The organism is Streptomyces sp. CNH287, assembly GCF_000424825.1.
Genome location: NZ_AUKQ01000004.1, coordinates 588829 through 609035, shown reverse-complemented (window position 1 = coordinate 609035; position 20207 = coordinate 588829). Strand labels below are relative to the sequence as shown.

The following is a 20207-nucleotide window of genomic DNA, read 5'->3' as shown; positions in this document are numbered from 1 at the left end:
GGACACCGGGCGCGGGACTCAGGGCCGCTCCCCCTCGGCGAGCAGGTGCGCCAGCAGCAGTTTGATCAGCAGGACCGGGATGACCCAGGCCAGTTCAGGGGGAACGGGGACCAGGGCCAGCACCCCGGCCGCGGCCAGCACCGTGACGGCGAAGGCCACGGGCCGCCGCAGCGGCGGCGGCGCGCACAGCACGGCCGCTGCCCCGGCGACCGCCAGCCCGTAGCCCACCGCCGCCGCGAGCCAGCCGAACCCCGGCACGGCCAGCGCCAGCAGGAAGGGCTGGACGTGGACCGCCACGAAGGCGAAGTGGTGCCCGGCGGTACGTCCCGGCCGGTGGAACCAGCGCTTGGCCGCCCGGGTCGCGTTGACGACCGCCCCACCGAAGAGGTCGAACGCCACCGCCGCGACGACGAGTTGCGCCGCCAGCGGCAGTCCGGCCGCCCGGACGACGGCGAAGGCGAAGGCCGCGCCGAGCAACGCGCTCGCGTAGCAGACGAACCGCTCGCCCCGGTCGGCCTGCGGCGCCACGAGCCGCGCGTCGACCCACCGGACGGCCGCCGAGGCTCCCGCCGTGCTCATGACTCTCCCCGGAGACGCAGACCCTCGACGCAGACCTCGATGATCGGCTCGGCCAGCTCCGCGACCGGCAGCGCCGGATCGACGATCCACTGCACCAGGCAGCCCTCGATCGCGCCGACGACCACGGCCGCGTGGCTCGCGCCCACCCCGGCCCGCAAAGTCCCCTCGGCCTCGGCCCTGGCCAGCAGTTCGGCGATCACGGCCCGGTACTCGCGGTACTCGGCGGACATGTCCACCGCGGGACCGGCCTCCTGGCTGCCGGCGGCCCACAGGTCGATCAGGATGCGGGTGACCTCCGGCTCCTCGGTCATCATCGCCACCACCGACCGCACCAGCGCGGCGAGTTGCTCCAGACCCGGCCCGGTGCCGCTCCGCGCCTGCTGGAGCACGGCTCGCGACCGGGCCCCGTACACCTCGAAGGCGGCGGCCAGCAGCGCGTCCCGGCTGTCGAAGTGCAGATACACACTGCCTTTGGCGATCCCCGCCTCCTTGGCCACGTCATCGACCCGGGTACCGGCGTACCCCTGCCGGGCGAACACGCGCACCGCAGCGTTCAGGATCATCTCCCGGCGCGCGGCGGCCTCGACCTTCCTTGCGCACATCAGCGACCTCCAATGACTGACCGGTCAGTCATTCTAACGGGCCGCGCAGCCCGGTCAACCGCTCCGGGCCGCGGCGGGCATACCGCGCCCGTGCCTCCGGTGGCAGAATCACCGCATGGACTCAAAGCGGCAGTCAGGCACGGCGCCCATGGCGGCCGGGCGCATGCCCCGGCCGGGGCCTCGGTCCCAGGCCGAGCGGGACGCCACCATCGTGGAGATCGGCTTCGCGCTGGTCAGCGGCGGGCTGCTGGCCGGCGCCGTCTTCCTCGCGCTGGCCAGCCCGGCGCTGTTCGGGAACGCCCCGGTCGGCTGGATCCAGTACGCCCAGTGGGCCGGGGGCACCGTGTTCGTCGGGCGGGTGCTGTGGGTGCTGCTGCGCCACCCCGTCCGTCAGCCGAGCCAGCCCGGGCGCACGAGCCCGGACTCGTAGGCGAGCACGACGAGTTGGGCCCGGTCCCGGGCCCCCAGCTTGACCATGGTCCGGCTCACGTGCGTCTTGGCGGTGAGCGGGGAGACGACCAGCCGCCGGGCGATCTCCTCGTTGGACAGCCCGATCCCCACCAGCGCCATCACCTCGCGCTCCCGCTCGGTCAGCTCGGCCAGCGTCGCCGCCTCGGCGGGCTCCTTGGAGCGGGCCGCGAACTCCGCGATCAGCCGGCGGGTGACTCCGGGCGAGAGCAGCGCGTCGCCCTCGACCACCGCCCGCACCGCGCGCACCAGTTCTTCCGGCTCGGTGTCCTTGACCAGGAACCCGGCGGCTCCGGAGCGGATCGCCTCGAAGACGTACTCGTCGAGTTCGAAGGTGGTGAGCATGACGACCTTGACGTGGGACAGCTCCGGGTCCTCGCTGATCCGCCGAGTCGCGACGAGCCCGTCCAGGATCGGCATCCGGATGTCCATCAGGACCAGCGCCGGGTTCCGCTCGCGGACGAGGGCGAGCGCCTCCTCGCCGTCGGCGGCCTCCCCCACCACCTCGATGTCGGACTGCGCGTCGAGCAGCGCGCGGAACCCCGCACGGACGAGCAGCTGATCGTCCGCCAGCAGTACGCGGATCACGATGCCTCCCTCTGGGATGATCCGCTCACCGTATCCGGGGTCTTGAGGGGAAGTTGGGCCAGTACGCGGAATCCGCCCCCGGCGCGCGGACCGGCCGCCACGCTGCCGCCGAGCACGGCGGCGCGCTCACGCATGCCGACCAGGCCGTTGCCGCCGCCGGAGGGGCCGTTCTCGGCCGCGGGCCCGTCGTCGTCGATGCGGATGCGCACCTCGGCTTGCCCGTAGCCGACCAGGACCCGGGCCTCCCGTGAGCCGGAGTGCCGCATGATGTTCGTCAGCGCCTCCTGGATGATCCGGAAGGCGGCCAGATCCGTGCCCGGCGACAGCGGCACCACCTCGCCCTCGGTCCGGGTCACCACCTGGAGTCCGGCCCCGGCCGCCTGCTCGGACAGCTCGGGGAGCCGGTCCAGGCCCGGCGCCGGGGCCCGGGGGGCGTCACCGGGGGTGCGCAGCGTGTCCAGCACGTGGCGGACCTCGCCCAGCGCCTCCTTGCTGGCCGACTTGATCGTCCGCAGCGCGCTGCGCGCCTGCTCGGGATCGGAGTCCAGGAGCGCGAGGCCCACCCCGGCCTGCACGTTGATCACGGAGATGCTGTGCGCCAGGACGTCGTGCAGCTCCCGCGCGATGCGCATCCGCTCCTCGTCGGCGCGGCGCACCTCGGCCGCCTCCCGCTCCTCGCGCTGGCGTACCCACTGCTCCCGGCGCCCCCGTACGAGTTCCGCCGCGGCGGCGGCGGCCACCAGCCAGGCGGTGGGCGCCAGTCCGGCGCTCCACCCCAGCCCGTCGTCGCCGGAGGGCGGCAGCCAGCGGTAGAGCCAGACGCCGACCAGGAGATGACCGGCCCAGAGCATGCCCAGCGCGCTCCAGGCCGCCCACCGGTACCCGGCGACGACGGCGCTGAAGGCGCCGACCACGACACAGAGGTAGACCGGTCCCACGGGATAGCCGGCGCCGATGTAGACCAGGCACGTCCCGGCCGTGGCGAAGGCGGTCAGCACCGGATGCCGCCGCCGCACGATCAGCAGCGCGGGGCCGAGGAAGAGCAGGACCCGGGCGAACGAGTCCAGCGGCACCACGTCGAGCGGCTCGTGCCGCAGGTGCTCGCGTTCGGCGACGCGCGAGCCGCCCAGCGTGATGACGGTGATCACGAAGGTCGACAGCCAGGGCAGCCGCGCCATGGCCGGGGGCCGCTCCACCAGGCGCTGCCACAGCGGTGCGTCCGCGGCGCCGCGGCGCGGAGGAGCTTTTTCCATACCGGCCACGCTAGTCCCGGTACCGCCCCCGCGGCGTCAGCCGGACGCGGTGCTCACCCGTACTCCCCGGGCAGTACGGCCTGCGGTGCCGCCTCCTGGGGGGATGCCGGGGCGGACGCGGAGACGGGCTCCGGCACGGGCGCGGGCGGCGGCGCCTCGTGGAGTCCGATCCGTTCGTGCAGTCGGCGCAGCGGGCGCGGCGCCCACCAGTTGGCCCGGCCCGCCAGCCGCATGGAGGCGGGCAGCAGCACGGTCCGGATGAGGGTGGCGTCGACGAGGATCGTCAGCGCGGTGCCGACTCCCAGCTCCTTGAGGAAGACGACGCCGCCGGTGGCGTAGGCGGCGAAGCTGAGCGCGAGGATGCCCGCCGCCGCGGTGATCAGCGGTGCGGTGCGGCTGATGCCCGCGGCGACGGCGAGGTCGGTGCGGCCGGTGCGCGCGTACTCCTCCTTGATCCGGGACAGCAGGAAGACCTCGTAGTCCATCGAGAGTCCGTAGGTGACGCAGAACATGAGCACCGGGATGCTGGGTTCGATCGATCCGGTGGGGGTGAAGCCGAGCAGCCCGGACAGATGGCCCTCCTGGAAGATCCACACCAGCGCGCCGAACATCACGGACAGGCTGAGCAGGTTGAGCACCGTCGCCTTCAGCGGCAGCAGCAACGAACCGGTCAGCAGGAACAGCAGCACGAAGGTGGACGCCAGGACCAGGACGACGACGTACGGGAGCCGGTCCAGCAGGGTGTCCCGGAAGTCGGAGGTCTCCGCCGGGTAGCCGCCGACGACGGCGTCGAACGGTGCCGTGACGGCGCGGACGCGTTCGACCAGCCGCGGCACGTCCCCGCGCATCGCCTCCTGCGTGGGCACGACGGCGAGCACGGCCGGCTCCGCGCCCCGCGCCCCTGGCGGCACGGCCAGGCGCCCGTCGCGGTGGACGCCCGCGGCGGACTCGACCTGGTGGACGCCGGGGATGCGGGAGAGGCGGGCCGCGTAGCGCGCGGTGACCTGCCCGGCCTCCGCCGCCTGCGTCTCCCGTTCGGCGACGACGTAGAGCGTGTCGGTCGGCTCGGCCGCGAACTCGGCGCGGATCGTCTCCGAGGTGGTGCGCGAGGCCGTGCCCTCGGGCAGCGTCCGCTCGTCCGGCAGCCCGAACCGCAGCCCCAGCAGCGGCGAACCGGCGAGCAGCAGCAGCGCCAGTACGGCCGCGCCGGTGAGCGCCGGGCGGCGCATCACCCGCAGCGCGGTGCGGTGCCAGAACCGGCCGCCGACGGCCGGGGCTCCCGGCCGCTCCACCCGGTGGCCCCAGCGGGCGAGCGCGGCGGGCAGTACGAGGACGGCACCGGCGAGGGCGGTGACCACCACGAGGATTCCGGCGTAGGCGAAGGAGCTGAGGAAGAAGAACGGGAAGACCAGCAGCGCGCAGAGCGAGACGGCCACCGTGACGCCGCTGAAGACCACGGTGCGGCCGGCGGTGGCGACCGTGCGGACCACGGCGTCGTGCTGGGCGCGTCCGGCCGCGCGCTCCTCCCGGTAGCGGCTGATGACGAAGAGGCTGTAGTCGATGCCCAGTCCGAGTCCGAGCACGAGCGCGATGTTCGCGGCGAACGTGGACACCTGGGTGAACTGGGCCAGCAGCCGCAGCCCGGCCAGCGTGCCGAGCACCGAGAAGAGTCCGACGCCGAGCGTGAGCAGGGCGGCCGTGGTACGCCGGTAGACCAGGACCAGCAGGAGCAGCACGGCGGGCAGCACCAGCACCTCGACGGTCAGGAAGTCCTGCCGCGCCTGGGCGCTCACCTGCCGGGAGACCTCCTCCTGGCCGCCTACCTCGACCGTCAGTTGCGGCGTCTCGCGCGCCAGCTCGGGCGAGAGCGCGTCGAGTTCGGCGCGGGTGTCGGTCGCGCTGCCCTCCAGCCGGGCGAGGATGAGCGCGCGGGCGCCGTCCTCGCTGCGCAGCGCCCGGCTGCCGCCCTCCCAGTAGGAGGTCACCTCGGTGACCATCGGGTGCTCGCCCAGCTCCTCCCCCAGGTCCCGGGCGGCGGCGACGACGGCCGGGCGGTCGACGTCGCCCCCGCGCGCGGTGACCAGCAGCGCGAGATTGGGGTTGCCGGTGCCGTGTTCGTCGCGCAGCAGCCCCGCCGCCCGTACGGACTCGGTGCCCGGCGCGTCCCAGCGGGAGAGTTCGAGGTCGTCCTGCGCCCCTGCCCCGTACGCGCCGAGGCCCAGCAGCAGCACCAGCGCCGCGAGCAGCACCGCGCCCGCGCGCCGTGCCACGAGTGCTCCGGCGCGCGCCAGGGCGCCACCGCGCCGGTCCCTTCGGCCTTCCTGCCGTGCCATGCGGGTTCCTCTCCGTACGGGATGTGTGCGGTCACGTTCACCCGGGCCGCTGACCGTCCGCTGGAAGATCCGCTGGAACGCCCGCGGGAAGGCCGCCGGACGTCCCCGGAACGGCGGGCGCGGCCAAGGACGTAGGCTCGTCGGCGGCGAGGGAGGGGCGCGGATGACTGGCAGCACCAGATTCGAGATGCTCGGCCCGCTGCGGGCGGTGCGCGCCGGCACCGAACTGGCGCTGGGACCGCCGCGGCAGCGGACCGTGCTCGCCGTGCTGCTGCTCCAGGACGGGCGCGCCCTGTCGTACCAGGCGCTGGTGGACGCGGTGTGGGGCGCCGAACCGCCGGTCCACGTGCGCAACCTCGTGCAGAAGTACGTGTCCGGGCTGCGGCGCGCGCTGGCGGTGCGCGAGGGGCAGGCGGACGGCGGGGGCGCCGAGGCGGCCCCGGAGGTGGTGTGGACCGGCAGCGGCTACCGGCTCGGCCACGCCGCCGTCGACGACCTGCGCGAGCGCCGCGCCCTGATCCGCGCCGCGCTCGACGCGCGCGGCGCCGGTGACCTGGGCCGCGCCGGCGCGCTCGCCCGGGAGGCGGAGGCGCTGTGGCGCGGCGAGTTCGCCGAGGGGCTCACCGGACCGTATCTGGATGCGGAGCGCGTGCGCTGGGCGGAGAAGCGGCTGACGGTGCTGGAGGCACGCCTCGAGGGCGAACTGGAACGGGGCCGCTACCACGAGTGCGTCCATGAACTGCTGCGGCAGGTGGCGGCCCACCCCCTGCGCGAACGGCTCGTGTGGCTGCTCATGCTGGCGCTGTACCGCAGCGGCCGGTCCTCCGACGCACTGGTGGCGTACGAGGGCGCCCGCCGCCGGATCGCCGCGGAGATGGGCGCGGACCCCGGCCCGGCGCTACGGGCGCTGCACGGCCGGATTCTCCGTCAGGAGCCCTCGCTGCTGCTCGCGTCGGCCGCGCCGGGCTGATCCGGCGCCTCCGCGGCGGGCAGCGGGTCGCCGGGCACACCCAGACCGAGCGCAAGCGCCGTGGCCGCCCGGTCGAAGAACTCGGCGCGGGCGTCGACGACACGGTGGAACTGGCCGAACACCTCGAAGGTGATCAGGCCGAACAACTGCGCCCAGCAGGCCACCAGATCGGCCATCAGCAGGGCGGGCAGCGGGACGTCCAGCTCCGCGACGAGGCGCTCGGCGTCCTCGCGCAGCGCGGGCGGCGGCCCGGCGTCCCGGCCGTCGGCGGGCGGCGGTGTGAGAGTGCCGGCCTCGCGCGCGTCCCGGACCACCGTGATCAGCGTGCGGGCGACCCGTGCGGCGGGGCCCGTGGTCGCCTGCGGGGCGGCGTATCCGGGCACGGGCGAGCCGTAGATCAGCCCGTACTCGTGCGGGTGCGCCAGCGCCCAGGCGCGCACCGAATGGCACACGGCCTGCCAGCGCGCGAGCGGCGAGGCGGCGGGGGGCGCGTCGGCAAGGGCGCTCTCCGCGGCCTGGCCGACGGCGTCGTAGGCGTCGATGATCAGGGCGGTCAGCAGGTCGTCCCGGCTGGGAAAGTAGCGGTAGAGGGCCGAGGAGGCCATGCCCAGCGCGCGGGCGACGGCGCGCAGCGAGAGCCTGGCGGCGCCCTCCTCCGCGAGCTGGCGGCGCGCCTCGTCCTTGATGGCCGAGGTGATTTCGCTGCGGGCCCGCTCCCGGGCCCCGGTGATCCTGGTCATGGGACCAGTGTCGCACCTGACAGAGCACCGACCCCATACGAGAGCACTGCTCTTGTTTTCTCTGGCGGAAGATGCCACACTCTCCTCATACAGAAGCGCTGATCTTAATCGAGAGCAGTGCTCTCAGATACAGGCTCAGGCACAGGCGGCCAGGCAGGCCCGGTCCGGCGCAGGACCCCGGGCAGGCGCACCACACCAGGAGGCAGTGGCGATGGACACCACACAGGCGCACTACATCAAGCCCGGCAAGCTCGAGCTAGCCCTGCTGCACCGGCCGATGACCTGGCTCAACCAGCGCGGCATCGCCCTGAACGGCAAAGGCGTGCTCGCCGTGCGCGGCCGGAAGAGCGGCGAATGGCGCCTCACCCCGGTCAACCCGCTCAGCCTCCACGGCCGCCGCTATCTGGTGGCCCCGCGCGGCAACACCCAGTGGGTGCGCAACCTGCGCGCACAGGGCGAGGGCGAGATCCGCGTCGGCAGGCGCGCCGAGGCGGTCACCGCCGCCGAGGTCGCCGACGCCGACAAGGTGGAGGTGCTGCGCTCCTACCTCAAGCGCTGGGGCTGGGAGGTCGGCCGCTTCTTCGGCGGGGTGACCGCGAAGTCCAGCGACGAGGAACTGCTCGAGGCGGCGCACCGGCACCCGGTCTTCGTGATCACCGGGGCGCGCGCCTCCTGAGCACCCCAGCCCCCTCCGCCCGTCCTTCCCGCTCCACGCGCGGTCCGGCCCTCAGTCCGCCCGGGTGGCCGGCTCCGCCGCCGCGACGGGCGCCGCCGCCGGCGGCCGGTCCAGCGTGTCCAGTGCCCGGCGGGCCACGGGGTGGGCGCGGACGATCTCGGCGAGCGAGGTCGTGCCCCGGGTGATCCGGGCGAAGACGTTCCACGCCGGGCGGAAGCCGGTCAGGGCCGCGTGCAGCAGGCCGGGGCGCCGCAGGAAGATCTTGAACATCCGGCGTCCGACACCCATCTCCACGCCGAGCCCGGCCTTGACCGCGAAGGCGTAGTTGAGCGCCTGGCGGCGGGCGTCCACCGCGTCGTGCGACTCGGCGATCCGCACCGCCCACTCGCCCGCGAGCCGCCCGGACCGCAGCGCGAACGAGATGCCCTCGCGCGTCCACGGCTCCAGCAGTCCGGCCGCGTCCCCGCACACCAGGACCCGGCCGCGGGAGAGCGGCGAGTCGTCCGTCCGGCAGCGGGTGAGGTGGCCGGAGGAGACGCTGGGCGGGAAGCCCGCCAGGCCGAGCCGCGCCACGAAGTCGTCGAGATAGCGCTTGGTGGCGGCGCCCTCGCCGCGCGCGGAGATCACCCCGACCGTGAGCGTGCCCTCCTTGGGGAACACCCAGCCGTAACTGCCCGGCAGCGGGCCCCAGTCGATGAGCACCCGGCCCGCCCAGTCCTCCGCGACGCTGTCGGGAACCGGGATCTCCGCCTCCAGGCCGAGATCGACCTGCTCGAGCTTGACCCCGACGTGTGCCCCTATGCGGCTGGCACTGCCGTCCGCGCCGACCACCGCGCGGGCGAGCACCGGCTCCTCCTCGCCCGCCAGGACGACGGCGACCGTACGCCGGTCCGGCACGAAGGAGCCGTGCTGCTCGACCCGCGAGACCGTGACGCCCGTACGCACCGCGGCACCGGCGCGGATCGCGGACTCCACCAGCGCGTGGTCGAACTCCGGGCGGTTGATCAGCCCGAAGAGCATCCGCTTGGAGCGCCGCGTACGGCTCAGCCTGCCGTTGAGCGAGAAGGTCACCGCATGCACCCGATCGCGCAGGGGCAGCTCGAAACCCGGCGGCAGGGCGTCCCGCGAGAGGCCGATGATGCCGCCGCCGCACGTCTTGTACCGCGGCAGCTCGGACTTCTCCAGCAGCAGTACGCGACGCCCCGCGACGGCCGCCGCGTAGGCCGCGGACGCGCCGGCCGGGCCGGCGCCCACCACGACGACGTCCCACACGATGCGCTCCGGCTCACTGCCACTGGATGCGTTCTCGCTGCTCACGATGTGCTGCCGCTCCCGGTCGTCGAGTACGTCGAGTAGTCCGCCAAGGCCCGACCGCATCCTACGGCGCCCCCGGTGCCCGGTCGCGCTGTGGGAGGATCGGCCTGCCTCACCCTCGCACGCATGTGCGTGACTACGTGCCCAACGTCGCGCCCCCAAGGAGCGTTCCCATGACCCTGAGCCGGAGCCCGCTGGCGGACACCGTTTCCTCCCTGCTGCCGGAAGCCAGGCGGGAGCTGGCCGCGCTGGTGGCCTTCCGCTCCGTGGCCGATCCCGCGCAGTTCCCGGTGAGCGAGTGCGAGGCGGCGGCCCGCTGGGTGCACGAGGCGCTGCTCGCCGAGGGCTTCGAGGACGTCCGCACGCTGGACACGCCCGACGGCAGCCAGTCCGTCTACGGCGAGCTGTCCGGCCCGCCGGGCGCGCCGACCGTGCTGCTGTACGCGCACTACGACGTGCAGCCGCCGCTGGACGAGGACGCCTGGACCTCACCGCCCTTCGAACTGACCGAGCGGCACGGGCGCTGGTTCGGCCGGGGCGCCGCGGACTGCAAGGGCGGGGTCATCATGCACCTGCTCGCCCTGCGGGCGCTGCGCGCGAACGGCGGCATCCCCGTCGGCGTCAAGGTGATCGTGGAGGGCTCCGAGGAACAGGGCACCGGAGGCCTGGAGCGGTACGCGGAGGCCCACCCCGACCTGCTCACCGCCGACGCGGTGGTCATCGGCGACACCGGCAACTTCCGGATCGGCCTGCCCACCGTCACCGCCAGCCTGCGCGGGATGACGAAGGTCACCGTCCAGGTCGACACCCTCGAAGGCAACCTGCACTCGGGGCAGTTCGGCGGCGCCGCCCCCGACGCGCTCGCCGCGCTGATACGGATGCTCGACTCGCTGCGCGCCCCCGACGGCACGACCCGCGTCGACGGACTGGAGGCGGGCGCCGGCTGGGACGGCCTCCAGTACGAGGAGGCGGCCTTCCGCCAGGACGCCCACGTGCTGGAGGGGGTGGAGCTGATCGGATCGGGCACGGTGGCCGACCGCCTCTGGGCCCGTCCGGCCGTCACCGTGCTGGGCATCGACTGCCCGCCGGTGGTCGGCGCCACCCCGTCCGTACCGGCCACTGCGCGGGCGCTGGTCAATCTGCGGGTGCCGCCGGGCACCGACGCCGACGAGGCCACCGCCCTGCTGATCGCGCACCTGGAGTCGCACGCCCCGTGGAAGGCGCGGGTGCGGGCCGAAGTCGTGGGCCAGGGCCAGCCGTTCCGCGCGGACACCACCAGCCCGGCGTACGCGGCGATGGCCGAGGCGCTGCGGGAGGCGTACGGCGGTACGGAGATGGCCGTCGCCGGCGAGGGCGGCTCGATCCCGCTGTGCGACACGCTGGCCGCGCTCTACCCCGAGGCGGAGATTCTGCTGATCGGGCTGAGCGAGCCGGAGGCCCGTATCCACGCGGTCGACGAGAGCGTCTCCCCCGGCGAGCTGGAGGCGATGTCGGTGGGCGAGGCGCTCTTCCTGCGGAAGTACGCGGCGGCGCACGTCGCGGGCTGAGCCGGGGCGTGGCCGGTCCTGGGCCGGTGTCCGGCACATGGCGCCTGGCGTGCGCACGCGGGAGACCCCATCCGTCGCCGCGCCGTCGGGACCAGCCGCGTACGCCCGGCACGGGGACGGCCCTCCGCCATGCGGGCGCGCCGTCGGCGTCAGATGCCGACCGGCGCGCCGGCCTCCAGGTTGAGAGTGGTGCCCTGCTCCCGTGCGCGCAGTGCCCACCTCAGCCGCCGGTACCGCACCGGCGGCAGCAGCCGCGCCGCCTCCTCCTCGCTCACGAAGAGCCAGTCCCGCAGCTCGTCCCCCTGGAGCAGCAGGTCCGCGGCCCGCGCCGACTCCAGCCGCCCGCCGTCGAAGAGCAGTCGCAGACCGCCGAAGGCCGGGGGGCAGGGCGCCTCCCAGTCGAGCACCAGCAGCCGCGGCACATCGGCCAGTTCGATCCCGAGCTCCTCGGCGACCTCGCGCATCCCGGCACGGGCGGGCGGCTCACCCGGCTCGACGATGCCGCCGGGGAACTCCCAGCCGGGCTTGTAGGTCGGGTCCACCAGCAGTACCCGGTCATGTTCGTCGAACAGCAGCACACCCGCCGCCAGGGTCTCCGCCCGCGGCTCCGGTGTCTGCACGATGTCCAGCGCCCCGGCGCCCTCCCGTATCGCCTCCGCCACCCGCTCGGCGGTCCGGCGCGGGCTGAGACGGCTGGTGTCGACGGTGTGCGCGTCGGCGGTGATCCAGGGCAGCGCGTCCCGGTACTCCGCGAGCCGGTCCAGGCACCAGTCGGCCGTGGAGCCGCCGCCGATCGCGGCGCGGTTGCCGATGCGGTGCCGGAGGATCGTTTCCTCGGCATGCAGCAGGACATGGCACACCGAGACCCGGCGCGCGGCCAGCGCACCGAATATCTCGTCCCGGTACTCCTGGCGCAGCAGCGTCATCGGCGCGATCAGCGGGCCGGGCACCTCGGTCAGCAGCGCCGCGGCGGTGTCGGCGACGAGCCGCCGCCAGGCGGGCAGGTCCTGGAAGTCGTCCACCTGCCCCATCCGTTCCTTGGGCAGCATCACACGCAACCCCGCGCCGAGCAGCTCCGGGTCGTAGAGCGTGCTTCCCGGGATCAGGTCCAGAAGTTCGTACGCCGCGGTGGTCTTGCCTGCGCCGAAGGCGCCGTTCAGCCAGACGATCACGCTTCCCCCTCTTCCTTCGCCCCTCCGTTCAGTTGCCCACTGCACCCTGCCACGGAAACGCGCCGGGTCGCCGCCCGCGTGGGGCGGGCACGGCGCGCGCCCCGCGCTACGGCGCGCACGCCGTCCGCCTGGCGCGGCCGTGGCAGGCGCCTGGAGCAGCGGAAACTCCACGGCACCGGGGCGCGCAAGACATCCGGCGCGGCACTGGACGGGCCATGGACCGTAGCGAACCGGCCACGAAAACTGCCGCAAAGGGCGTCGCGCGGACCGCGCCGTGCCGAGAACTCCCTCAGCGTGCGGGGGCGTTGCGCCGCCACAGGTCCCGGCCGGCCGCCGCCGCGCCGAGCAGCCCGGCGTCGGTGCCCGTCTGCGCGGGGACGATCCGCAGCTCCCGCACGAACGACAGTGTGGCGAACTCCGACAGCGCCCGGCGCAGCGGCGTGAAGAGGACCTCGCCCGCGCGCCCCACGCCGCCGCCCACCACCGCGATCTCGATCTCGACCAGTGCCGCCGTCGCGGCTATCCCGGCCGCGAGGGCGCGGGCCGCGCGCGCGAAGGAGGCCGCGGCCACCGGGTCGCCGGCGCGGGCCGCGGCGGCGACCGCGGCGGCGCTGCGGTCGCCGTCCGGGCCGGGCCGCCAGCCCTCCGCGAGCGCCCGGGCCGCGATGTTCGGGCCGCTGGCGATGCGTTCCACGCAGCCGCGGGCGCCGCACGGGCAGCGGTCGCCGTCCAGGTCGACGACGACATGGCCGATGTGCCCGGCGTTGCCCGTCGGCCCGGTGTACAGCTCGCCGCCGAGGACCAGCCCGCCGCCCACGCCGGTCGAGACGACCATGCACAGCGCCGCCGTACGGCCGCGCGCCGCGCCCTGCCAGTGCTCGGCGGCGGCCATCGCCACGCCGTCGCCGACCAGGGTCACAGGCAGTCCGCCGACCCTTTCGCGGACCTCGGCCACCAGCGGATAGGCCCGCCAGCCCGGGATGTTGACCGGACTGACCGTGCCCGCCACCGCGTCGACCGGGCCGGCGCTGCCGATGCCCACCCCGCCGACCCGCGGCCACAGCGGCAGCGCGGTCAGCTCCCCGAGCACCTCGGCGACCGCGGCCATCACCTGCCCGGCTTCCGCCCGCCCGGGCGTGGGGCGGCGCGCGCGGGCCAGCAGCGCGCCGGTTCCGTCCACGACGGCACCCGCGATCTTGGTGCCGCCGATGTCGAGCGCGGCGACGAGGTCGGTGTGCATACTGTCCGTCTCTCCCGGTGAGGCCCTCCCGCGCCCCGGGCGGGAGCGGTGCGGAGGTCAGTCTCGCGCGTGCTGACAACGTTGTCCAGCTAGGATGTCCCGGTCACCACGCTCAGCGCGGCGGGGCGTGGTTCCGTTACGGCACCACCCGCCCCGCCAGGCTTCCGCAGCACCGAGCCACCACCGCACCACCACCGCGTCACCGTCCCGGTCGCTCCGCGGACAACGAGAACAGGAACCCTCCCGTGCCCGACACCGCCTCCCGTCCCACCGCCGCTCGTCCCACCGCCGCCAACACGGCGAGCCGCTACGGCAACCGGCCCACCATGAAGGACGTCGCCGCCCGCGCGGGCGTCGGGCTCAAGACCGTCTCGCGCGTGGTGAACGGCGAGGAGGGCGTCTCCCCGGACACCGTGCGCCGGGTGCACGAGGCGATCACCGCGCTCGGGTTCCGCCGCAACGACAGCGCCCGCGTGCTGCGCAAGGGCCGTACCGCCAGCGTCGGGCTGGTCCTGGAGGACTTGGCGGACCCCTTCTACGCCCCGCTGAGCCGCGCGGTCGAGGAGGTGGCGCGACTGCACGGCGCACTCCTGATCAACGGGTCCAGCGCCGAGGACCCGGTGCGCGAGCAGGAGTTGGTACTGGCCCTGTGCGCGCGCCGGGTGGACGGCCTGGTGATCGTCCCGGCCGGTGACGACCACCGCTATCTCCAGCCCGAGATCGCGGCCGGGGTGGCGACCGTCTTCGTCGACCGGTCGCCGGGGCTGATCGAGGCCGATGTGGTACTCACCGACAGCTTCGCGGGCGCGCGTGAGGGGACCGCGCACCTGATCGCGCACGGGCACCGGCGCATCGGCTTCGTGGGCGACCAGCCGCGCATCCAGACGGCGGCCGAGCGGCTGCGCGGCTACCGGGCGGCGATGGAGGACGCGGGGCTGCCCGTGGAGGAGTCCTGGGTCTCCATGGGCTCCACCGATCCGGCGCGGGTGACGGCGGAGACCACGCGCCTGCTGGACGGGCCCGGCGCGGTGACCGCGCTCTTCGCCGGGAACAACCGGGTCACGGTGACGATGGTGCGGGTGCTCGCCTCCCTGGGCCGACGGGTCGCACTGGTGGGCTTCGACGACTTCGAGTTGGCCGACCTGCTCTCGCCCGCGGTCACCGTGGTCGCCCAGGCCCCGGCGCAACTGGGGCGCACCGCAGCAGAGTTGCTCTTCCGGCGGCTGGAGGGCGCGGACCGCACCACCCAGCGGCGCACCCTGCCGACCCGGCTCATCATCCGAGGATCGGGCGAACTGCCCCCGCGTGACTGAGAGTTGGGCGAATACGGGTGCTTCGGCACACTGCATGCTCCGATATCGGCGTAAACCATCCAATCGGCGGGAACACTCCGTGGGGACCGCTCCCCCCACCCCAGTTTGGAGGCGGGCCGCATGCTGCGCGGAATCGATGTGAGTTCGCACCAGTCCTCCTTTGACCCGGACGGCCTGGATTTCGTGATCACCAAGGCGACCGAGGGCCGCAGTTACGTCAACCCACGCATGTCCGACCAGGCCAAGAAGGCACGCGACGCGGGCTGCGTCGTCGGCTTCTACCACTTCCTGTGGCCGGGGAACATCAAGGCGCAGGCGGAGTACTTCGTCTCCAAGGCGGGCGAGCGCAAGGGCGACCTGCTCGCGGCCGACTGGGAGAGGACGAGCGAGGGCAGCGCCGCGAGCAACGCGCAGAAGGACCAGTTCATCCGCGAGGTGAAGAAGCTCCGGCCCTCGCACCGCGTCCTGCTCTACTGCAACCGCGACTTCTGGCTCAACCGCGACACCACCTCGTACGCGGGCGACGGGCTGTGGATCGCCGACTACGTGTCGGCGGGCAAGCCCCGGATCCAGGCGAAGTGGCGCATCCACCAGTACACGAGCAACCCGCTCGACAAGAACGTCGCGGATTTCTCCAGCCGCGCCGCGCTGCGCGACTGGGCCACCGCCTGACCCCCCGGCGACCGCCCCGGCCCGCCGGGGCGCGTCGTCCAGCGCCGAGTGGGCTCGTACACCTAGGTGGCGACTGACAAGTGACGCCGTCCGCCCGCAAGGCGGGCATGCGTCACAATGTCGCCTGCTGTGCGACACCTGGCACGCGTCCCCTCGGCCCTTCGGGCCTGGGGAGGCCCCATGCCTCGGCCCTTCGGGCCTGGGGAGGCCCCATGCTCGCCGCGCCGTCGGAACCGCCCACGTACAGCCCGGTACGAGGACGAGTCCGTAGCCTTGCGAGCGCACGCACCACACGCCGCACAGCCCGGCCTCCGGCCGGACGCCGCCATTTTGACGACAGAGCCTAGCACCGGGGCAGGCCCGGCACGGGCGCGTCGTTGTCGCCGCCCTTGACGTAGACGACGCTGACCCACACCGCGCGATTGCCGCTGTCGTCGTCGGTCTTGGCCCACCAGACGTTCGTCCAGCGGCCGGAGGTCACGCGGCGGGCCGTCCGCTGCTGGCAGAAGAAGTAGTTGGTGCCCTTCCGGAGCGTGCCGACCACCTGGTGCGCGTCGTTGTAGGAGTCGGCCGTCTGCCACACCTCGCAGTTGTACTTGCCGTCCCCGATGGCGTGGCAGGTGGGCGCGGGAGCTGGGTCCGCTTCGTCCGAACCGCCGCCCGTGTCCGAGCCGCCCGTGTCGCCGCCGGAGCCGCCGTCCGCTCCCCCGCTGCCGCCCTGGGAGCCTGACGCCCCCTCGGAGCCGCCCTCCCGCTCCTGATCCTTCTCCTCGCCCCGGTCAGCTCCCGCACCCTCGTCCGAGGAGCCGTCCGGCACACCGGCTGGTTCCTCGCTCTCCGGGGCCGACTTGTCCGGGGCGGGATCGGAGTGCTCCGTACGGTCCCCGGTCCCCTCTGCGTCGTCGTCGGCCACGCGCTCCTCGGCGGCCGGTGCCTGGGAACCCTCGGGGGATGCCGCCGTCCCGCCGTCGCCGCCTCCGGACACGGCGAGGTAGGCCGCGCCCGCCCCGGCCAGCAGCACGGCGGCCACCGAGGCCGCCACCGCCGCGCGGCGCCTGCGCCGCAGGGCCGCCCCGCGGGCGGGCGGCGTCCCCTGCCCGCCCGACACGACGGCCACCGGGTCCGGCACCGGCTCGGGCGCGACGGGGGCGGGCGGCGGCCCGAAACCCTCCGGCGCCGGGCCAGGTTCGCTGCGTACGGTCGGGGCATGCGGTACGCCCGCGGCGGCGGAGCCCTCCGCCTCGTCGGCGCCGGCCGCGTCCCCGGAGTCCTCCGCCTCGTCCGGCCGGAGCCGCAGGGTGCCGGGCGCGGCCGGGCGCGGCTCGCCCGCGGCGGCGGCACGCAGCACCGCCGCCGCGTATCCCGCGTCGGCCCGCCGGGCGGGGTCCTTGTCCATCAGTTCGGCCAGCGCGGGCCCGAGCGGCCCGGCGTTGCGCGGCTCCGGCAGCGGTTCGACGACGATCGCGGTCAGCGTCGACCAGGTCGAGGTGCGCCGGAACGGCGAGGCGCCCTCCAGCGCCGCGTACAGCGTGGCTCCCAGGGACCAGACGTCGGACGCCGGACCGGGCTCCTCTCCGCGCGCCCGCTCCGGGGCCAGGTAGTCGAGGGAGCCGACGAGTTCACCGCTGCCCGTGAGCCGGGTGACCGAACCCTCGCCGGACTCCTCCAACGTGGCGATCCCGAAGTCGGTCAGCACCACCCGACCCCCGTGTTCCAGCAGCACGTTGCCCGGTTTGACGTCGCGGTGGAGCACTCCGACGCGATGCGCGGCGGCGAGCGCGTCCAACACACTGGCCCCTATGTCGGCGGCCCGGGACGGCGGGAGGGTGCCCCGCTCGCGCAGTACGTCGTCCAGCGACGGCCCGTTGACCAGCTCCATCACAATGACGGGACGGCCCTCATGCTCCGCGATGTCGTGCACCGCGACGACACCGGGGTGCCGTACCCGCGCCGCCGCGCGCGCCTCGCGCTCCATCCGCAGCCGCAGGGCGGCGAGTTCGGCCGCCGGGGCGTCCGGGTACGCCCGCAGTTCCTTGACGGCGACCTCGCGCCCCAGCACCTCGTCCAGGGCGCGCCACACCACGCCCATGCCGCCCCGGCCCAGCTGGTCGATCACCCGGTAGCGGCCGGCGAGCAGCCGGCCGGCCCCCGTCGCCCCGTTCTCCCCCGAAGACTTCACTGACGTATGCCCCCATCGTCCGCGCCTCGTGCGGACGCCAGCCTACGGGCAGGCGGAGGCTACTCTCGCGTTCACCGCCCGGCCAGCCGGTCCAGCTCGGTGCGGGTGAGGCCGGTGAGCCGGGCGATCTCTGCGAGATCGAGGGCGCCGCAGTCCACACCGCGCAGCAGGTGCCCGCTGAGTGCGCGGGCGGTCGCCGGTTCGTCCAGCACGTCGCCCGGGGCGCGGCCCGCGTAGCGGGCGAGCCGGGCCGCCGCGCGTTCGAGCCCCTCGCGGTAGAAGGCGTACACCGCGGCGTAGCGGGTGGGCAGTTGGCCCGGATGCATGTCCCAGCCCTGGTAGTAGGCGCGGGCCAGGGAGCGCCGCACGAGGGAGTAGTGCAGCCGCCATGCCTCGTGCACCCGCACGGCGGAGCCGACGGGGAGGACGTTGGTCGAGCCGTCCGAGAGGCGTACGCCGGTGCCCGCCGCGGCGACCTGCATCACCGCCTTGGCGTGGTCGGCGGCGGGGTGGTCCATCGCCTGGTGTTCGGCGCTCACCCCGCAGGCGGCGCTGTAGTCGAACGTGCCGTAGTGCAGGGAGGTGGCCCGCCCGCCGGCGGCGTCGATCATACGGGCGACGGTGGCGCGGCCGTCCGCGCCGAGGACGGCCTGGGTGGTCTCGATCTGGATCTCGAAGCCGATCCGGCCGGCCCTCAGGCCGCGTGCCTCCTCGAACTCCTCGCACAGCCGCACCATCGCGCGCACCTGCTCGGGGTAGGTGACCTTGGGCAGGGTGAGGACGAGCCCCTCGGGCAGCCCGCCCGCCTCCATGAGCCCGGTCAGGAAGATGTCCAGGGTGCGGATGCCGCGGTCCCGGACGGCCGCCTCCAGGCACTTCATCCGGATGCCCGTCCAGACGGGCACCGGCCCCGGGGCGCCGGGGGCGTACGCGTCGGCCACCAGGCGGGCGGCGCGGGCGGCGTCCGCGTCCTCCTCGGAGTCGGGGCGGGTGCCGTAGCCGTCCTCGAAGTCGATGCGGAGGTCCTCGACGGGCTCCCGTTCGAGTTTGGCGCGCAGGCGCTGGTGGACGGGCGCGGCGGCGTCGTCGGGGAGGCCGAGCACGGCGGCGAGGGCGGCGGCGTCGGGGGCGTGCGCGTCGAGCAGGGCGAGGGCCTCCTCGCCCCAGGTGCGGGCGGTGTCTGCGGTGACGGCGTCGGCGGGGACGTAGACGGTGTGCACGGGCTGCCGGGTGCCGGGGTCACCGGGGTAGCGGCGGGCCAGCTCGGCGTCCACGCCCGCGAGGGAGGCGCCGATGCTCTCGTGTACGGAGTCCGCGAAGGTGGTGGCCGTCCTGCCGTCCTCGTCCTGCGTCATGTGCGCCGCACTCCCGTCGCCGTACCGCCGAGCAGAAATCAACAAATCGTTGAACTCCTGGCCGGGACGCTATTCCCGGCCCTCGCGGCCGTCAAGGGGGGCGCGGCGGAAAGCGCGGACCCCCGCACGCGGCGCGTACGGGGGTCCGGGGCGGGCGAGCCGCCGGCCGGCGGGGCGGCTCAGCCCTTGCGGGCGCGCACCTCGTCGGTGAGCTGCGGGACGACCTGGAAGAGGTCGCCGACGACGCCGTAGTCGACCAGTTCGAAGATCGGGGCCTCGGCGTCCTTGTTGATGGCCACGATCGTCTTGGAGGTCTGCATGCCCGCCCGGTGCTGGATGGCGCCGGAGATCCCGGCCGCGATGTAGAGCTGCGGCGAGACGGACTTGCCGGTCTGGCCGACCTGGCTGGAGTGCGGGTACCAGCCCGCGTCCACGGCGGCGCGGGAGGCGCCGACGGCCGCACCGAGGGAGTCCGCCAGGGACTCGATGACGTGGAAGTTCTCGGCGCCGTTGACGCCCCGGCCGCCGGAGACCACGATGGCGGCCTCGGTCAGCTCGGGACGGCCGGTCGACTCCCGCGCGGAGCGCGAGGTCACCTTGGTGCCCCGCGCCTGCTCACCGAAGGAGACGGCCAGCTCCTCGACCGCGCCGGCCGCCGGAGCGGCCTCGGGGGCCGCCGAGTTGGGCTTCACGGTGATGACCGGGGTGCCCTTGGTGATGCGCGACTTGGTGGTGTATCCGGCGGCGAAGGCCGACTGGGTGGCCACCGGACCCTCGTCCCCGCCCACCAGGTCGACGGCGTCGGTGATGATGCCGGAGCCGGTGCGGACCGCGAGCCGGGCCGCGATCTCCTTGCCCTCGGCGGACGAGGGCACCAGCACGGCGGCCGGGGAGACTGCGTCGAAGGCGGCCTGGAGCGCGTCCACCTTCGGTACGACGAGGTAGTCGGCGAACTCGGGGGCGTCGGCGGCCAGCACCTTCACCGCGCCGTACTCGCCGAGCACTTCGGCGGCCTCCGCCGCGCCCGGGCCCAGGTGCACGGCGACCGGGTCGCCCAGGCGGCGGGCCAGGGTGAGCAGTTCGAGGGTGGGCTTGCGGACGGCGCCGTCCACGTGGTCGACGTAGACAAGGACTTCAGCCATGAGGGTTCTCCTGCGAGGTAAAGAGTGCGGGACGGGCGGGGGCGGACGGTTTGGCGGTACGGTC

The 20207-nt window shown here is 74.5% G+C and carries 18 protein-coding genes; 6 read left to right on the top strand and 12 right to left on the bottom strand.

Annotation, left to right across the window (positions count from 1 at the left end; genetic code table 11):
- Positions 1 to 18: 18 nt before the first annotated feature.
- Positions 19 to 579, bottom strand: a complete 561-nt coding sequence (locus tag H299_RS0105945) for a hypothetical protein (protein ID WP_027747665.1) — start codon at positions 577 to 579, stop codon at positions 19 to 21.
- A complete protein-coding gene (locus tag H299_RS0105940) occupies positions 576 to 1181 on the bottom strand; it encodes a TetR/AcrR family transcriptional regulator (protein WP_027747664.1) in 606 nt (201 codons plus the stop codon). Before H299_RS0105940 ends, H299_RS0105945 begins: the two co-directional genes overlap by 4 nt.
- Positions 1182 to 1296: 115 nt before the next feature.
- Here H299_RS0105940 and H299_RS0105935 point away from each other — a divergent pair, with 115 nt between their 5' ends.
- Positions 1297 to 1611 (top strand): DUF6332 family protein, encoded by a 315-nt coding sequence (locus tag H299_RS0105935; protein WP_486587162.1) that lies wholly within the window; start codon positions 1297 to 1299, stop codon positions 1609 to 1611.
- Here H299_RS0105935 and H299_RS0105930 read toward each other — a convergent pair.
- Genes H299_RS0105930 through H299_RS32420 form a run of 3 tightly spaced genes read right to left on the bottom strand, consistent with a single transcriptional unit; the run spans position 1572 to position 5823 of the window.
- Positions 1572 to 2237 carry a response regulator transcription factor gene (locus tag H299_RS0105930; RefSeq protein WP_027747662.1) on the bottom strand — a complete coding sequence of 222 codons (666 nt, stop codon included), beginning with the start codon at positions 2235 to 2237 and terminating at the stop codon, positions 1572 to 1574. The genes H299_RS0105935 and H299_RS0105930 overlap by 40 nt on opposite strands.
- Positions 2234 to 3490 carry a sensor histidine kinase gene (locus tag H299_RS32425; protein WP_078512482.1) on the bottom strand — a complete coding sequence of 419 codons (1257 nt, stop codon included), beginning with the start codon at positions 3488 to 3490 and terminating at the stop codon, positions 2234 to 2236. The genes H299_RS0105930 and H299_RS32425 overlap by 4 nt, the downstream gene beginning before the upstream one ends.
- A gap of 53 nt (positions 3491 to 3543) precedes the next feature.
- On the bottom strand, positions 3544 to 5823 hold the full coding sequence (locus H299_RS32420) for an MMPL family transporter (protein WP_051262151.1): 2280 nt from the start codon (positions 5821 to 5823) through the stop codon (positions 3544 to 3546).
- 163 nt (positions 5824 to 5986) lie between these two features.
- On the opposite strand from H299_RS32420, the gene H299_RS0105915 reads away from it, so the two are divergent.
- On the top strand, positions 5987 to 6793 hold the full coding sequence (locus H299_RS0105915; RefSeq protein WP_027747661.1) for an AfsR/SARP family transcriptional regulator: 807 nt from the start codon (positions 5987 to 5989) through the stop codon (positions 6791 to 6793).
- On the opposite strand, the gene H299_RS32415 is transcribed toward H299_RS0105915, so the two are convergent.
- The gene (locus tag H299_RS32415; protein ID WP_051262150.1) at positions 6751 to 7533 is read right to left on the bottom strand and encodes a TetR/AcrR family transcriptional regulator; all 783 of its coding nucleotides are present in this window, start codon (positions 7531 to 7533) and stop codon (positions 6751 to 6753) included. The two genes, H299_RS0105915 and H299_RS32415, sit on opposite strands and share 43 nt — an antisense overlap.
- Positions 7534 to 7744: 211 nt before the next feature.
- Between H299_RS32415 and H299_RS0105905 the strand changes: the two genes are divergently transcribed.
- Complete coding sequence (locus tag H299_RS0105905; protein ID WP_027747660.1) at positions 7745 to 8209, top strand: nitroreductase family deazaflavin-dependent oxidoreductase; 465 nt, start codon at positions 7745 to 7747, stop codon at positions 8207 to 8209.
- A gap of 51 nt (positions 8210 to 8260) precedes the next feature.
- Here H299_RS0105905 and H299_RS32410 read toward each other — a convergent pair whose 3' ends face one another.
- A complete protein-coding gene (locus H299_RS32410; RefSeq protein ID WP_486587169.1) occupies positions 8261 to 9526 on the bottom strand; it encodes a geranylgeranyl reductase family protein in 1266 nt (421 codons plus the stop codon).
- A gap of 170 nt (positions 9527 to 9696) precedes the next feature.
- On the opposite strand from H299_RS32410, the gene H299_RS0105895 reads away from it, so the two are divergent.
- Positions 9697 to 11070, top strand: a complete 1374-nt coding sequence (locus tag H299_RS0105895; protein WP_486587161.1) for a M20/M25/M40 family metallo-hydrolase — start codon at positions 9697 to 9699, stop codon at positions 11068 to 11070.
- A 149-nt stretch (positions 11071 to 11219) separates the two neighbouring features.
- On the opposite strand, the gene H299_RS0105890 is transcribed toward H299_RS0105895, so the two are convergent.
- A complete protein-coding gene (locus tag H299_RS0105890) occupies positions 11220 to 12242 on the bottom strand; it encodes an NUDIX hydrolase (protein WP_027747658.1) in 1023 nt (340 codons plus the stop codon).
- Between the two features lie 289 nt (positions 12243 to 12531).
- Positions 12532 to 13482 (bottom strand): ROK family protein, encoded by a 951-nt coding sequence (locus tag H299_RS0105885; protein ID WP_027747657.1) that lies wholly within the window; start codon positions 13480 to 13482, stop codon positions 12532 to 12534.
- A gap of 326 nt (positions 13483 to 13808) precedes the next feature.
- Between H299_RS0105885 and H299_RS0105880 the strand changes: the two genes are divergently transcribed.
- Positions 13809 to 14795 (top strand): LacI family DNA-binding transcriptional regulator, encoded by a 987-nt coding sequence (locus tag H299_RS0105880; RefSeq protein WP_078512507.1) that lies wholly within the window; start codon positions 13809 to 13811, stop codon positions 14793 to 14795.
- Positions 14796 to 14915: 120 nt separating this feature from the next.
- Positions 14916 to 15467, top strand: coding sequence for a glycoside hydrolase family 25 protein (locus H299_RS0105875; protein ID WP_027747655.1), 552 nt, complete (start codon positions 14916 to 14918; stop codon positions 15465 to 15467).
- Positions 15468 to 15810: 343 nt separating this feature from the next.
- Here H299_RS0105875 and H299_RS0105870 read toward each other — a convergent pair whose 3' ends face one another.
- The 3 genes from H299_RS0105870 to H299_RS0105860 form a co-directional block, all read right to left on the bottom strand.
- Positions 15811 to 17646 carry a serine/threonine-protein kinase gene (locus tag H299_RS0105870; RefSeq protein WP_027747654.1) on the bottom strand — a complete coding sequence of 612 codons (1836 nt, stop codon included), beginning with the start codon at positions 17644 to 17646 and terminating at the stop codon, positions 15811 to 15813.
- A 71-nt stretch (positions 17647 to 17717) separates the two neighbouring features.
- A complete protein-coding gene (locus H299_RS0105865; protein WP_027747653.1) occupies positions 17718 to 19001 on the bottom strand; it encodes a DUF6986 family protein in 1284 nt (427 codons plus the stop codon).
- Positions 19002 to 19180: 179 nt separating this feature from the next.
- Positions 19181 to 20143: an electron transfer flavoprotein subunit alpha/FixB family protein gene (locus H299_RS0105860; RefSeq protein WP_027747652.1), complete on the bottom strand. Its 963-nt coding sequence runs from the start codon at positions 20141 to 20143 to the stop codon at positions 19181 to 19183.
- Positions 20144 to 20207 lie beyond the last annotated feature (64 nt).